13 protein-coding genes are annotated in these 12,999 nt (G+C 62.6%); 7 read left to right on the forward strand and 6 right to left on the reverse strand.

The window, feature by feature from the left end:
• Positions 1-82 precede the first annotated feature (82 nt).
• Together ilvA and AAHM40_RS16850 are read right to left on the reverse strand one after the other, a co-directional pair.
• A complete protein-coding gene (gene ilvA / locus AAHM40_RS16845) occupies positions 83-1,663 on the reverse strand; it encodes a threonine ammonia-lyase, biosynthetic (protein WP_446731581.1) in 1,581 nt (526 codons plus the stop codon).
• Between the two features lie 233 nt (positions 1,664-1,896).
• Complete coding sequence (locus tag AAHM40_RS16850; protein ID WP_028629375.1) at positions 1,897-2,091, reverse strand: hypothetical protein; 195 nt, start codon at positions 2,089-2,091, stop codon at positions 1,897-1,899.
• 157 nt (positions 2,092-2,248) lie between these two features.
• Here AAHM40_RS16850 and mltA point away from each other — a divergent pair, with 157 nt between their 5' ends.
• Positions 2,249-3,421, forward strand: coding sequence for a murein transglycosylase A (gene mltA / locus AAHM40_RS16855; protein ID WP_446731582.1), 1,173 nt, complete (start codon positions 2,249-2,251; stop codon positions 3,419-3,421).
• Between the two features lie 172 nt (positions 3,422-3,593).
• A complete protein-coding gene (locus AAHM40_RS16860; RefSeq protein WP_342245668.1) occupies positions 3,594-4,577 on the forward strand; it encodes a sensor domain-containing diguanylate cyclase in 984 nt (327 codons plus the stop codon).
• Positions 4,578-4,644: 67 nt separating this feature from the next.
• On the opposite strand, the gene AAHM40_RS16865 is transcribed toward AAHM40_RS16860, so the two are convergent.
• Positions 4,645-4,860 carry a universal stress protein gene (locus AAHM40_RS16865; protein ID WP_342245729.1) on the reverse strand — a complete coding sequence of 72 codons (216 nt, stop codon included), beginning with the start codon at positions 4,858-4,860 and terminating at the stop codon, positions 4,645-4,647.
• 260 nt (positions 4,861-5,120) lie between these two features.
• Here AAHM40_RS16865 and fnr point away from each other — a divergent pair, with 260 nt between their 5' ends.
• On the forward strand, positions 5,121-5,888 hold the full coding sequence (gene fnr / locus AAHM40_RS16870) for a fumarate/nitrate reduction transcriptional regulator Fnr (RefSeq protein WP_342245669.1): 768 nt from the start codon (positions 5,121-5,123) through the stop codon (positions 5,886-5,888).
• On the opposite strand, the gene AAHM40_RS16875 is transcribed toward fnr, so the two are convergent.
• From AAHM40_RS16875 to AAHM40_RS27310, 3 genes are all read right to left on the reverse strand, one after another.
• Positions 5,880-6,779 carry a universal stress protein gene (locus AAHM40_RS16875; RefSeq protein ID WP_342245670.1) on the reverse strand — a complete coding sequence of 300 codons (900 nt, stop codon included), beginning with the start codon at positions 6,777-6,779 and terminating at the stop codon, positions 5,880-5,882. The two genes, fnr and AAHM40_RS16875, sit on opposite strands and share 9 nt — an antisense overlap.
• 126 nt (positions 6,780-6,905) lie before the next feature.
• Positions 6,906-7,748 carry an iron-sulfur cluster-binding protein gene (locus AAHM40_RS16880; protein ID WP_342245671.1) on the reverse strand — a complete coding sequence of 281 codons (843 nt, stop codon included), beginning with the start codon at positions 7,746-7,748 and terminating at the stop codon, positions 6,906-6,908.
• Positions 7,745-8,215: a 4Fe-4S dicluster domain-containing protein gene (locus tag AAHM40_RS27310; protein WP_446731583.1), complete on the reverse strand. Its 471-nt coding sequence runs from the start codon at positions 8,213-8,215 to the stop codon at positions 7,745-7,747. Before AAHM40_RS27310 ends, AAHM40_RS16880 begins: the two co-directional genes overlap by 4 nt.
• 263 nt (positions 8,216-8,478) lie before the next feature.
• Between AAHM40_RS27310 and AAHM40_RS16885 the strand changes: the two genes are divergently transcribed.
• The 4 genes from AAHM40_RS16885 to AAHM40_RS16900 all read left to right on the forward strand — a co-directional run bounded on the left by AAHM40_RS16885 (position 8,479) and on the right by AAHM40_RS16900 (position 12,923).
• On the forward strand, positions 8,479-9,021 hold the full coding sequence (locus AAHM40_RS16885) for an Hsp20/alpha crystallin family protein (RefSeq protein ID WP_342245672.1): 543 nt from the start codon (positions 8,479-8,481) through the stop codon (positions 9,019-9,021).
• 79 nt (positions 9,022-9,100) lie between these two features.
• Entirely contained in the window at positions 9,101-10,093 is a 993-nt protein-coding gene (locus AAHM40_RS16890) for a ribose-phosphate diphosphokinase (RefSeq protein ID WP_342245673.1), read from the forward strand.
• Positions 10,094-10,274: 181 nt separating this feature from the next.
• The gene (locus AAHM40_RS16895; RefSeq protein WP_342245674.1) at positions 10,275-12,176 is read left to right on the forward strand and encodes a potassium transporter Kup; all 1,902 of its coding nucleotides are present in this window, start codon (positions 10,275-10,277) and stop codon (positions 12,174-12,176) included.
• Between the two features lie 501 nt (positions 12,177-12,677).
• On the forward strand, positions 12,678-12,923 hold the full coding sequence (locus AAHM40_RS16900; protein WP_342245675.1) for a hypothetical protein: 246 nt from the start codon (positions 12,678-12,680) through the stop codon (positions 12,921-12,923).
• Positions 12,924-12,999: the final 76 nt, after the last annotated feature.

The following is a 12,999-nucleotide window of genomic DNA, read 5'->3' on the forward strand; positions in this document are numbered from 1 at the left end:
GCAACGCTGCCCCCTTCGGATGTCGAAAGGCGAACCTGCGGTTCGCTTGGCGATTGAAATCACCCCCACAAAAAAGCAGACGCTATCCCAGGAACAGCTTGCAGGCCGGGTTATCGCTCTCCTCCCGATAGGGATAGCCGATTTCGTCCAGTGCCTCGTGGATCAAGTGGGACTCATCCTCCGGCACTTCCAACCCGGCAAGCACGCGACCATTGGCGGCGCCGTGGTTGCGGTAGTGGAACAGGGTGATGTTCCAGCGCCCGCCCAGCTTGTCGAGGAAGTTGAACAATGCGCCGGGGCGTTCGGGAAATTCGAAACTGAACAACCGCTCTTCGCCGATGTACGCAGCGCGGCCTCCCACCATATGACGGACGTGCAACTTGGCCAGCTCGTTATCGGTCAGGTCCAGCACCGGGAAACCCTGCCCCTGCAGATTCTCCACCAGAGCCACGCGCGGATCGGTCAGCGGATGGGTCTGCACACCGACGAAGATGTGCGCCTCGTCCCCCGAGTTGTAGCGGTAGTTGAATTCGGTGATCTGCCGACGGCCCAGGGCCTCGCAGAAAGCCTTGAAGGCACCGGGGCGCTCCGGCAGGGTCACGGCGATGATTGCCTCGCGCTTTTCCCCCAACTCGGCACGCTCGGCCACATGGCGCAGGCGGTCGAAGTTGATATTGGCGCCCGAGTCAATGGCCACCAGGGTGTGATCGCTCACGCCATCGCGCTCCACGTACTTCTTGATCCCCGCCACCGCCAGGGCACCGGCGGGCTCGGTGACCGAGCGGGTGTCGTCGTAGATGTCCTTGATCGCCGCACAGATCTCGTCGGCGCTCACCGTCAGCACCTCGTCGACGAAATGCCGGCAGACCTCGAAGTTATGTGCACCGATCTGCGCCACCGCCACGCCATCGGCGAACAGCCCCACCTGGCTGAGCACCACCCGCTCCCCGGCGGCCAAGGCAGCCTGCAGGCAGTTGGAATCCTCCGGTTCGACACCGATCACCTTCACCTCGGGGCGCAGGTATTTCACATAGGCGGCGATGCCCGCGATCAGGCTGCCCCCGCCTACGGGCACGAAGATCGCGTCCAGGCGGCCGGCGTGCTGGCGCAGGATTTCCATCGCCACGGTGCCCTGGCCGGCGATCACGTCCGGGTCGTCGTAGGGCGGTACGAAGGTCAAGCCGCACTCCTCCGCCAGTTTCAGTGCATGAGCCAGGGCATCGGGGAAGGCATCGCCATGCAGTACCACCTTGCCGCCACGCGAACGCACGCCCAGCACCTTCAGTTCGGGTGTGGTGCGCGGCATCACGATGGTCGCCTGCACGCCCAGCTCACGCGCTGCCAGCGCCAGCCCCTGCGCATGATTGCCAGCTGAAGCGGCGATCACCCCGCGCGCACGCTCTTCGGCGCTCAGCTGCACCACGCGGTTGTAGGCGCCGCGAATCTTGAACGAGTACACCGGCTGCAGGTCTTCGCGCTTGAGCAGCACCTGGTTGCCTAGGCGCTCACTGAGCTGGCGTGCCGGCTGCAGGGGCGTTTCGATGGCAACGTCGTACACCGGCGCGGCGAGAATCTTGCGCACATAGTGTTTGATCAGGCCTTCGCGCTCATCCAGTGGGCGCTCGGTGAGCGGGGTGCCGGGTTGGGTGGTGAAGGTGGTCATGCTGGGCTCCTGGTTTCGATTTCAGCGCCCAGGAGACAGAAGGAAAAAACCCGCCTCGAGGGCGGGTTTCTGTTTGGTCGTCGGCTAACCCGCCACTGCTGGAATGGCGGTAATAATCGCGGGGCCGGACAACCAAGGGAATTGAGTCATGGCGGGCAATCTAGAAGCCCGAATGCCTTCAGGTCAAGCAGCAATTTCATTCAATCGAAACAGCAGCATCCCCTTGCAAGAGTTCAGGAGACATGGTCACGCACCACGCGCAGCTCGGCCGCGTCCTGATTCATTCGCTGGATCACATTGAACAGCTGTTCTTTCAGCGCGGCGTCGCCGATTCGGTCGGCTGCGCGCATCACGGCCACGGCGGCGGCCTCGTTGTTCAGGGCCACGGCGTCGAGGGTCTTGCGGAAGTTTCTAACGATACGGGTCACACCAAAGGCCTCAGTTTAAGCTGCTAGCACCCTATTAGATGAATATTTCCTTATGATTTCAGTGGCTTGGATCAATACAACCGTGCGTCGAATTTGACGTTGTCCCAGCCATTCACCAAGCTACCGCGCTCGAATCACTCACCAGGAACACCACGACGTGATGGCCCCCCTCTTCCGCCGAGGTCGGCTGGCGCTCTGCGTCACCGCCCTGCTCTCCCTGCTCGCCGGTTGCGACAAGGAGCCCGCCAAGCCCGAACCGCCCAAGGTCGACACCTATTCCAAGGCCCGTTGGGAAGACCTCCCCGCCAGCAGCGATGCCGATGTGATTGCCGGCTTCAACGCCTGGCGTTCGGCCTGCGCGCGACTGGCCAAGGACCCGATCTGGTCGGCCACCTGCGCCAGCGCCACCCAGGTGCCGGAAGATCCGGTCGCCGTACGCGCCTATCTGAAGTCCCAGCTGGAGGTCTACAGCCTGCGCAACGCCCGCAATAGCCCCGAAGGCCTGATCACCGGCTACTACGAGCCGGTGTATGCCGGCAGCCTGGAGCAGACCGAGCAAACGCCGATTCCGGTCTACGGGATTCCTGAAGACATGATCGTGGTCGCCCTGGACAGCCTCTACCCCGAGCTCAAGGGCAAGCGCTTGCGCGGCCGCCTGGAAGGTCGCGTCCTCAAGCCCTATGACGACGCCGCCACCATCCGCACCCAGGGCGTCAAGGCCCCGGTGCTGGCCTGGCTGACCGACCCGATGGACCTGCAATTCCTGCAGATCCAGGGCTCTGGCCGCATCCAGCTGGAAAGCGGTCGCCAACTGCGCATCGGCTATGCCGACCAGAACGGCCACCCCTATCGCCCCGTGGGGCGCTGGCTGGTGGAGCAAGGACAGCTGAAGAAAGAAGATGTCAGCATGGGCGCAATCCGAGACTGGGCGAAGGCCAACCCGCAACGGGTGCCGGAACTGCTGGCGAGCAACCCCAGCTTCGTGTTCTTCGGCCTCAACCCAGACAGCAACGAAGGCCCGCGCGGCTCCCTCAACGTGCCACTCACCGCCGGGTACAGCGTTGCCATCGACCGCAAGGTGATCCCCCTGGGCAGCCTGCTCTGGCTCTCCACCACCCGCCCCGACGGCAGCCCGGTGACCCGCCCGGTAGCCGCCCAGGACACCGGCGGCGCCATCGCCGGCGAAGTACGCGCGGACCTGTTCTGGGGTACCGGCGCCGAAGCGGGTGAACTGGCCGGTAACATGAAGCAGCAGGGCCAGATCTGGCTGCTTTGGCCCAAGGGCGTGCCTCTGCCCGGTGCCGCCCCGGCCGCGAAACCGGGCGCCTGAACACGCACCGCCCCAGCACGCCCAGGCTGGGGCATTCTGCGGCGCCTGCACGCAAGCCGACGAGATCGACCTCCTCGCCGCCGAAGCCACTGCCTGAATCCTGGCTGATTCGGTATAAGAAGGCTTTGCGCAAGGGAAGGCGCCAACCGAATCGGCCAGCACGGGGGCAGCCATGAGCGATGACATCGAATCCACCCAGGAGGTATACAAGGCCCTGCTGGAGTCCACCCGGGCGATCCCCTGGAAGATCGACTGGCCGACCATGACCTTCGCCTACATCGGCCCCCAGATCGAGGCACTGCTGGGCTGGAGCCAGTCCAGCTGGGTGACGGTCAACGATTGGGCCGAACGCATGCACCCGGACGACCGTGACGCGGTCGTCGCCTTCTGCGTTTCCCAGTCCCAGGCCGGTACCGACCACGAGGCGGACTATCGCGCCCTCACCTCCAGCGGCGACTACGTGTGGATTCGCGACGTGGTGCATGTGATGCGCAACAGCGAGGGTGACGTGGAAGCCTTGATCGGCTTCATGTTCGACATCAGCGAGCGCAAGAAGGCCGAGCAGCAACTGATCGACCTGCAGAAGCAGCTCGAAGAGTATTCCTACAAGGATGGCCTCACCGGCGTCGCCAACCGGCGCATGTTCGACTCGATGCTCGACATGGAATGGGCCAACGCCCAGCGCACGGGTGAGCCGCTGTCGTTGATCCTGCTCGATATCGACTACTTCAAGCAGTACAACGATCACTACGGCCATATCCAGGGCGACGACTGCCTGAGGAGTGTCGGCCGCGCCCTGATGAATGCCGCCATCCGCCCCCGCGACTTCGTCGCCCGTTTCGGCGGCGAGGAATTCGTCCTGATCCTCCCGGCTACCGACGAGCCTGCCGCCCGCCAGGTGGCCGAGCGCTGCCGCAAGCTGATCCGCGAGCAGTGCATCCCCCACGAGAAATCCGGCGTTGCTTCGCTGCTCACCATCAGCCTTGGCGTCGGCACTGTGGTTCCCCGTCACGACGACCAGCCCCTGCCCTTCATCCAGGCCGTGGACCGACTGCTCTACCAGGCCAAGCAACGCGGCCGTAACCGGCTGGAGTCGGCGCAATGGCGTGCAGCTGACTCCGTGGCCCAGTCGGCGGAGCAAGCCGAACCGGGTTGACCCTTCCGATGCTCATCGGGAGCCGTCAGGTCCCAAATCGAGCCAGGTCGAACAGGATCGTAGTCCTTCACGCCGGATCTGGCGTGCGGAATCGCAGCATTACCGAGGCCCTCACGGGCCTTGGGGGCGGTAGAGGATCGACACAGCCCAGCCCCTTGCGCTGTATACGCCCCATGACGACGACGTCAGCATTCTCCGAGTCGGCGAACTCGACGATTCCCGATATCGGATGCCCCATGACGAAGTGGCGTTGCTCTGTGGATAGGCCGTGGCGCTCGGCCAGGTCGACGAATGCCTGATGCCGGTCTCAACCACACGATGTGATGTGAATCAAACGTGTCCGCGCGCCCCGGCCAGAGGCTGATGGCGTGATACAGGCGGCATTCAGCTGACAGAGTAGAAGCATTAAATATTTCAAACTCAGATACTTAAATCATCAAATAAACAGCAGAAATTTGTTCGCCATAAAACGGACGAACAGCCGTACTCAGGGCACTTCAACCCACTAAACTAAGTGTTTGAAATACTGAACAGGCGCATTCCATGACACATGACTCGCTGGGCAGCACCCCGGAATCGGAGGCGCGGTTGAATATCAACTGCCACGACTGCTCGCTGAGCCGTTTTTGCCTGCCCGTAAGCCTGCTCGAGGCTGAAATCAGCGAGCTTGAAGGCATCATCAAGCGAAACCGACCGCTTCATAAGCACGACTACCTGATCCGCGCGGGTGAACCCGTTCAACACGTCTATGCACTGCGTTCAGGCGCTATCAAGACCTACCTGCTCTCCGCCGACGGCGTGGAGCAGATCACTGGTTTCCACCTGCCAGGGGAACTGATCGGCCTGGACGCCATAGGCTGCGACAACTACCCCAGCTATTCGGTCGCGCTGGAAACCTCGGCGGTCTGCACCATTCCCCTGCACCAGCTCGAAGAGTTGGCGGGGACGATGCCTGTGCTGCGAAAGCAACTGCTGGGCATCATGAGCCGTGAAATCCATGCAGAGCATGAACGTCACAGCCACTCACGAGACAGTGCAGAGCAGCGTTTTGCCGCGTTCTTGCTCAACTTCTCCGCTCGCTACAGCCAGCGCGGCCTGTCGGCATCGAACTTCGTCCTGCCGATGAAACGCTGCGACATCGGCAACTTCCTGGGCATGACGACAGAAACGGTCAGCCGGCTGTTTACCCGCTTTCGCGAGCAGAGCCTGATCGGCAACGAGGGCCGGGAAGTGCACTTGCTGGACCTTCCCGCCCTATGCCTGCAGGGCCGTGCTGTCGAACAGGACGCCCTGGCAGAAGACTCAGACTGACTCGGGACGCACGGCAATGAGACCGGGCACCTTGTAAAGCACCTGCTCTGACGTACTGCCCAGCACCTTGTCTATTCCGCTATGCGTCAGCGTCCCCATGACCACCACATCAATTCCGTCGCGCACCGCAAACTCGGCGATCGTCCTGGCCGGCGCCCCAGCCAGCAAGTGCTGTCGATGGGAGGGCACGCCATGCCGTTCTGCGAACTGGCTGAAGGCTTCATGCACGTGCCCTGTCAGCGTTTTCTGAAGGGCTTCGGTCCAGCCGACCGGACTTGCGGCGTAGGCCAGAAATGACGGAGATACGTCGTAAGCCGCTATGAGGTGCAGGCGGGCGCCACATTGCTTGGCGAACTGCTCTGCCACCGAGACGATGCGCTCGTTCAGCCGGTCGCTTTCCACATCTTTGGCCGACAGGTCCACCGCCGCCGCCACCTTCTTCGGCAAGGGGTTGTCCGCCGTGGTGACGAGGTGCAAGGGAGTCGGGCAACTGCGCAACAACTGCCAATCCAGCGGAGTAATGAACGCGCGCTTGAATCCGGATTCGTGCCGGGTGGCCTTGATCACCAGGTCCGCAGATGAGGACGACAGGATTCGCAGAACCTCCTGCTCCGGCTCATCCGCCCAGAAGGCCTCCAGCGAAACCTGGATACCCCTGGCGCGCAAATGCTGCTCGAGTTCGTCTAGAAGTTCGCGCTGGCGCTGCAGGTACCCCTGCCTGACCTGTTCACGGACCTTCTCGTCCAGCAGCCAGAGACTGCCCGCGGCGCCGCCGCAGACCACGACATCCAGAATTGCCCCAGTCGCCTCTGCCAGTGCGGCTGCACGTGCTACTGCGGGCGTTGCGATACTGGCCGAGTCACTGATCAGTAACAGACGTTGCAGGGTCATGTTCACCTCCGATCTGCGGGCGACGTGGCACTACCACTCGTTCCCGGATTGCCCCAGTCGATACCAGGGTGGGCTGTTTGACGCACGCCCCGGTTGCCCAGGTGCCGAAGCGAGGCCGTGACACCTTCAATAGAGCCAGTCGCCGAACCGTGGCACCTGGGGCTGGCAATGGCGAAGCTGCTGCAAGTAATGGTCGTAGCGGAAAACCGGGCCGTGCATGCAGACATAGGCCGTGCCGAAATGGCAGTGACCACACAGGCCGACGCCGCATGACATACGCCGCGCGATGGACAACCAAATGCTCTCCGGCGCCACTCCTCTGGCCACGCTCAAGCCTGCTGCGGCCTGCATGACCGGCTCGGGGCCGCAACAAAACACGGCATCCGGCCGCTTCTCGGCAAGCAGCCGAGCGATTTGCTGCAACGCCTGACCTTCGGGCTGGACGTCTGTGATGTCCGGTACGACCAGCTCCGCCACGTTGAACGCCTGCTTCCAACGCGCACAGGCCGTATCGAACTCCAACGACGCGCAGCCATTGCTGATACGCAGCAGCCGCAGATTCGCCGGTAGGTTCCAGTTGCACGTTTCCTTAATGTAGGAAGCCAGGGAAACCAGCCCATAGCCCACGGCAATGATCAGGATGGAATTCCGGCTTATCAGCAAGGGCCAGCCCACGCCGTACGGTCCGCGGTAGCCCAGCACCGTTCCTACAGGCTGAGCCACGAGCGCAGCAGTCAGTCGCCCCTTGGAGCGAATGAGCGCACTAAAGCTTCCCAGGCTGTCCGGCAGGTCCAGGTAACTGAACGGCCCTTCCCCTACGCCCGACAGACTAAGCATGAAGAACTGCCCAGGGATGGTTGCGAGGTCCTCATCCTGGGGATGCTCGATAACAAAGCGCAGGACATACGCCTTGTCGCCATCCTTCTGGCGTCTCGCCAGCTTCAGCCTTCTGGGCGTGAGGCAGATCATGGTCTGGCAACCCGGCGCAACGCCTCCTTCGATCCGATGTCCTTGCGTGGTGCGCGCTCGCAACGACCACAACCGACGCAGCCACAGCTGCCGTATCGCTTTTTGAAAGCATTCCCGAACTTATGAAGCCAGATATGTTTCGTGCGCTGTCCGGAACTGCTGCTGGGGTTATGGCCCTGGGCCTCCGATTGGATATCTGCGGACAGGCAGGAATCCCAGCCCTGCTCGCCAATCGACGATTGACCATCGCCAACGGGCTGCATATCCACCGTGAAGCACGCACACCTGGGGCACAGACTCGCGCAGTCTCCCGTCCCCAAGAAGTCCAGTGCGATGGCTTCCCAGGTGTCAGCCGCCTGTTGCCAATGCCACGCCGACCCTTCGCCCGGGCGCACCTCGAAAAACCTGCGACCGTTCACCAGGTATGACCGCAGCTCCTCGGGATGTTCCAACCTGTAGACCCCCATGGTGTTCCTCGCTCGACGCCTGTCGATGATTGTCAAATCCACGCTATGCCCTGGGCAGGCTGGCGCGATTGATCAACATCAAGGAATCCCGATCGCTCCGACCTGTTAGAGAAATCACCCATCGCAGCCTGTGCACTCCGCACAGCCAGACCGGGGGTCATGGGTAGAAATCAACTACTTGACGAAGATCAAAATTCCTTGGCGGAAGGCTCACAGAATCGTTGAAGAGCCGTCCCGAGAAACCGATCGAGGAGCAAGCCACCATGGCCGACACCGAACGCAACCGTCCTGAAGAGATCAAGTCCCCGCCTGCCAAGAGCCCCGCAGTACCGGAGCAATGGCATCCCTTTGAATCCCTTCGCCAGCAGATAGACCGCCTGTTCGAGGATTTCGGCCGGTCTCCCCTGCACTTCCCGCCCGGGCGCAGCGCGCCAGACGTCGATTCGTTCTGGGGGCGTACCTCCCCCGGCCGCGGCATACCAGCAATCGACATTGCCGAGAAGGAAAACTCATTCGAAGTCACCGCCGAGCTGCCAGGGATAGAAGAGAAGGACATCCAGATCCGACTCTCCAATGGCAACCTCGTCATCAGTGGCGAAAAGAAGGCCGAAAAGGAGGAAAAGCAGAAGGACTACCACCTGTCCGAACGGCACTACGGTGCATTCCAACGCGCGTTCAGTCTGCCCAAGGGCGTTGACGCAGAACGGATCGAAGCCAGCTTTTCCAAAGGTGTGCTGACAATTTCACTGCCCAAGCGCCCAGATACCATCAAGCCTGAGAAGCTGATTCCGGTGAAGTCCGCCTGACGGCCCTCACATCAGCGCCGGTGGCTGACTGGCGCCGACGGGGCAACGGCCCCGTTGCCGCCTGTTTGGAGGTGAACCGATGAGTCGAGACATCCCGCTGCTCTTCGCACTCCATGAAGCGCGCCCCTTTGCGGAACGGGTCGCCCGGCACCTGGGTATTCCGTTGGGAACAGTGGCGGAGCGAACCTACGAGGATGGCGAATACAAGTGCCATCCCCTGGAACCCGTCGCCGGCAGGCCAGTCGTGGTGTTTGCCGGCCTTTATGCGGAGCCCGGCCTCAGCGTGCACGACAAGCTCTGTCGGCTCCTGTTCCTCTGTTCCAGCATCAAGGATGCCGGCGCGAGCCATCTGCTGGTGGTTTCCCCCTACCTCTGCTACAGCCGCAAGGAGCGGCGAATCCAGGCGCAAGACCAGGTGATCAGCCGCTATATCGCAACGCTGCTGGAAGCCTCGCGGGTCGACAGCCTGATCACCATGGAAGCGCACAATCAGGCCGCCCTGGACAATGCCTTCCGGATTCCCACCGTCAACCTGGAGAACGCCCGGCTGTTCGCGGAGGGTTTCATTGCCTGGGACGATGGCGGACCAGTGGTAGTCGCCTCTCCAGACCTCGGCGGAATCAAACGTGCCGAGTTGTTCCGGCAAGCGCTCGAGGTGCGCCTGGGGCGCGCAATCGGCCATGCCTGCGTCGAAAAGTATCGGCGCGATGAAACGCTTAGCGGCGGCATGCTCGTGGGCGAAGTCGAAGGCTGCACCGTGATCCTCCTGGATGACCTCATCAGCACCGGTTCCACCCTCCTGCGCGCGGCCCAGGCCTGCCATGCCGGAGGTGCACGCCGAATCTTCGCGATGGCCACCCACGGCCTCTTCACCGAGGGCACGGGGCTGCTGGAGTCGCCCCTGCTGCAGGGCGTCGCGATCAGCGACAGTGTCCCCCTTCCGGGCGTGGAACGGGCCCTGAAGGCCGGTCGCCTGATCGTGGTGGACACCGCCGAGAGCATCGCGGCCACCCTTGTCGCCCGCTACGGCTTGATCCACAACGCCGACGTTCACAAGTCGCCGTCCGCCTGAAAGCAGCGGGGGTCCGCCGCTCGAACCCTCGTAAATTTTTTACGCATTTTTTACGCCGGCAACGCCGGACAGAACGGATACTTGGCGCCCTTTTGTGCGCCACCCCGCCGCAACCCCAAATCCGCATCATCCTCGTGACCACTACGCCATCCGTGACACGCACCTTTCCAGGAGTGATTCGATGAGTTCCACAGCCCTGGAGCCGCAGGCCCATTCTCATGCCGGCTCTTCGTCCTTTGGCCTGCTCGTGGCCGCGGCCGGCGTGGTCTATGGCGACATCGGCACCAGCCCGCTATACACCCTGAAGGAAGTGTTCGCTGGACATTACGGCGTACAGGTCAACCACGATGGCGTGCTCGGCATTCTTTCGCTGGTGCTCTGGTCCCTGCTCTCGGTGGTGTCGCTCAAGTACGTGCTGTTCATGTTGCGCGCCGACAACGATGGCGAAGGCGGCGTGATGGCGCTGACCGCACTGGCGCGCCGCGCTACGGCGGCCCATCCCAAGCTGAGCGGACTGCTGGTGTTGCTGGGGTTGTTCGGTACCGCGCTGTTCTACGGCGATAGCATGATCACCCCGGCCATTTCCGTGCTATCGGCCGTCGAGGGCCTGGACGTTGCCCTGCCCGGGCTGAGCCACTGGGTGGTGCCGGTCACTGTGGTGCTGCTGATCGGCCTGTTCCTGATCCAGAAGCACGGCACGGCGCGCATCGGCATTCTCTTCGGGCCGGTGATGGTGATCTGGTTCGTGGTACTGGGCATCCTCGGCATCCACGGCATCATCCAGCGCCCCGAAGTGCTCCAGGCGGTGAACCCCTGGTGGGCCTTCAACTTCTTCCTGGCCCACCCCGGCATCGGCATCACCATCCTCGGTGCCGTGGTACTGGCCCTGACCGGCGCCGAAGCCCTGTACGCCGATATGGGCCACTTCGGCCGCAAGCCCATCGCCCGCGCCTGGTTCAGCCTGGTGCTGCCCGGCCTGGTGCTGAACTACTTCGGCCAAGGCGCCCTGCTGCTCGCCGACCCGGCAGCCGCTCGCAACCCCTTTTACCTGCTCGCCCCTGAATGGGCACTGCTGCCCATGATCGGCCTCTCGACCCTGGCCACGATCATTGCTTCCCAGGCCGTGATCTCCGGCGCCTTCTCCCTGAGCCAGCAGGCTATCCAACTGGGCTACATCCCGCGCATGCATATCCAGCACACCTCCAGCGCCGCCCAGGGCCAGATCTATATCGGCCTGGTGAACTGGGCCCTGATGGTCTGTGTGGTGCTACTGGTCATCGGCTTCGGCTCCTCCGGCGCGCTCGCGGCGGCCTACGGCGTGGCCGTGACGACCACCATGCTGATCGACACCCTGCTGGTCTCGGCCGTTATGTTGCTGCTCTGGCGCATACCACGCTGGCTGGCGGTGCCGCTGTTGCTCGGTTTCCTGTTCGTGGACGTGCTGTTTTTCAGCGCCAACGTGCCGAAAATCTTCCAGGGTGGCGCCTTCCCGGTAGTCGCCGGGGTCATCCTTTTCGTGCTGATGACCACCTGGAAGAGCGGCAAGCGCATCCTCATCGAACGCCTCGATGAAACCGCCCTGCCCCTGCGTGGGTTTATCGACAGCATCTGCCTGCAGCCGCCGCACCGTGTCGAGGGTACGGCGGTGTTCCTCAGCGCCAGCCCGGATGCCGTCCCCCATGCCCTGCTGCACAACTTGTTGCACAATCAGGTGCTGCACCAGCAGGTAGTGCTGCTGACCGTCGTCACCCGCGACACGCCACGCATCGAAGACGGCCAGCGCTTCGAAGTCAGCCGTTACGAGGGCGGCTTCTACCGCGTGCTGCTCCACTTCGGCTTCATCGAAGAGCCCAACGTGCCAAAGGCCTTGCAGGCGTGCCGCGTCGAGGGCCTGGACTTCACCCCCATGCGCACCACCTACTTCCTCAGCCGCGAAACGGTGATTCCCACCAAGGGCCTGGGCATGTCGCTCTGGCGTGAAGGCCTGTTCGCCTTCCTGCACAAGAATGCCAACAGCAGCCTGCGCTACTTCCAGTTGCCGGTTAACCGGGTAATCGAACTGGGCACCCAAGTCGAAATCTGACATCCGAACGGGTGCTGGCGGCATCAGCACCCGCTCCTGCGTCTTTCCGGTCCTCGATCCTGAACTGCGCGAATCGCGACTTGCACATCCAAGGGTGGGTCACGCTTCACCGACCCACCCTTGGCGCTCGATCCAAACTCCGGACGGTCAAATGCACGACCTTAGCGGCGCACCGCAAGATGCGAAAACGATGCATTTTATGAATGCTCATCGTTCGTGAGTTTGACTGTCACGGTATGAAGTGCCGGATTGCGCCTTGGCACCGTGGCGGTCTTTTTTGGCGCAGAACGCGGCGGAATTCGATGCGGGCCGACAAAAGCCGCCCTGAATCGCCCCGGCTTTCGTCGACACCTCCAAGCCTCATAATGAGGCCCATCAGGAGGTGCCATGAGCAACCAGCGTTACCTCAAGATCCAAGCAGTCAAGCCAGTCACCGAACGCGGTTTGCGTGGCGCCTGAGAGGCCAAGCTCATACCGGTCACCGCCACCCATGTCGCTGGCATGCTCGTACCCACCGACACCCCCTCGGTCGGCATCTCCCTGGTCAGGGCTGATAACAGAGTCAAGGCGCCCCTCAACGAATGGTTCAGACGGCATGGCGGCTCCTATCGAGAAGTCGTCAAGATTCCCTTCCGGGCCGACCTGATCTGGCGGGAAGACAGTCCGCAGGTCGGGCCACTCAGTGCAGCGGTCATGGTCGAACGGCCCCACTACTGGCTCATCGAAACGGCGATAAACCGCAACTAACCTGAAACCAGGACCTTCGCCCTGGTTTCTGCCTTCGGGGGTTCGGACACCACTACAGTCCGTCGCCACTGGGAAG

Origin of the sequence: Pseudomonas sp. OTU5201 (assembly GCF_038440135.1) — a bacterium.
GTDB classification, from domain to species: Bacteria; Pseudomonadota; Gammaproteobacteria; order Pseudomonadales; family Pseudomonadaceae; genus Metapseudomonas; species Metapseudomonas resinovorans.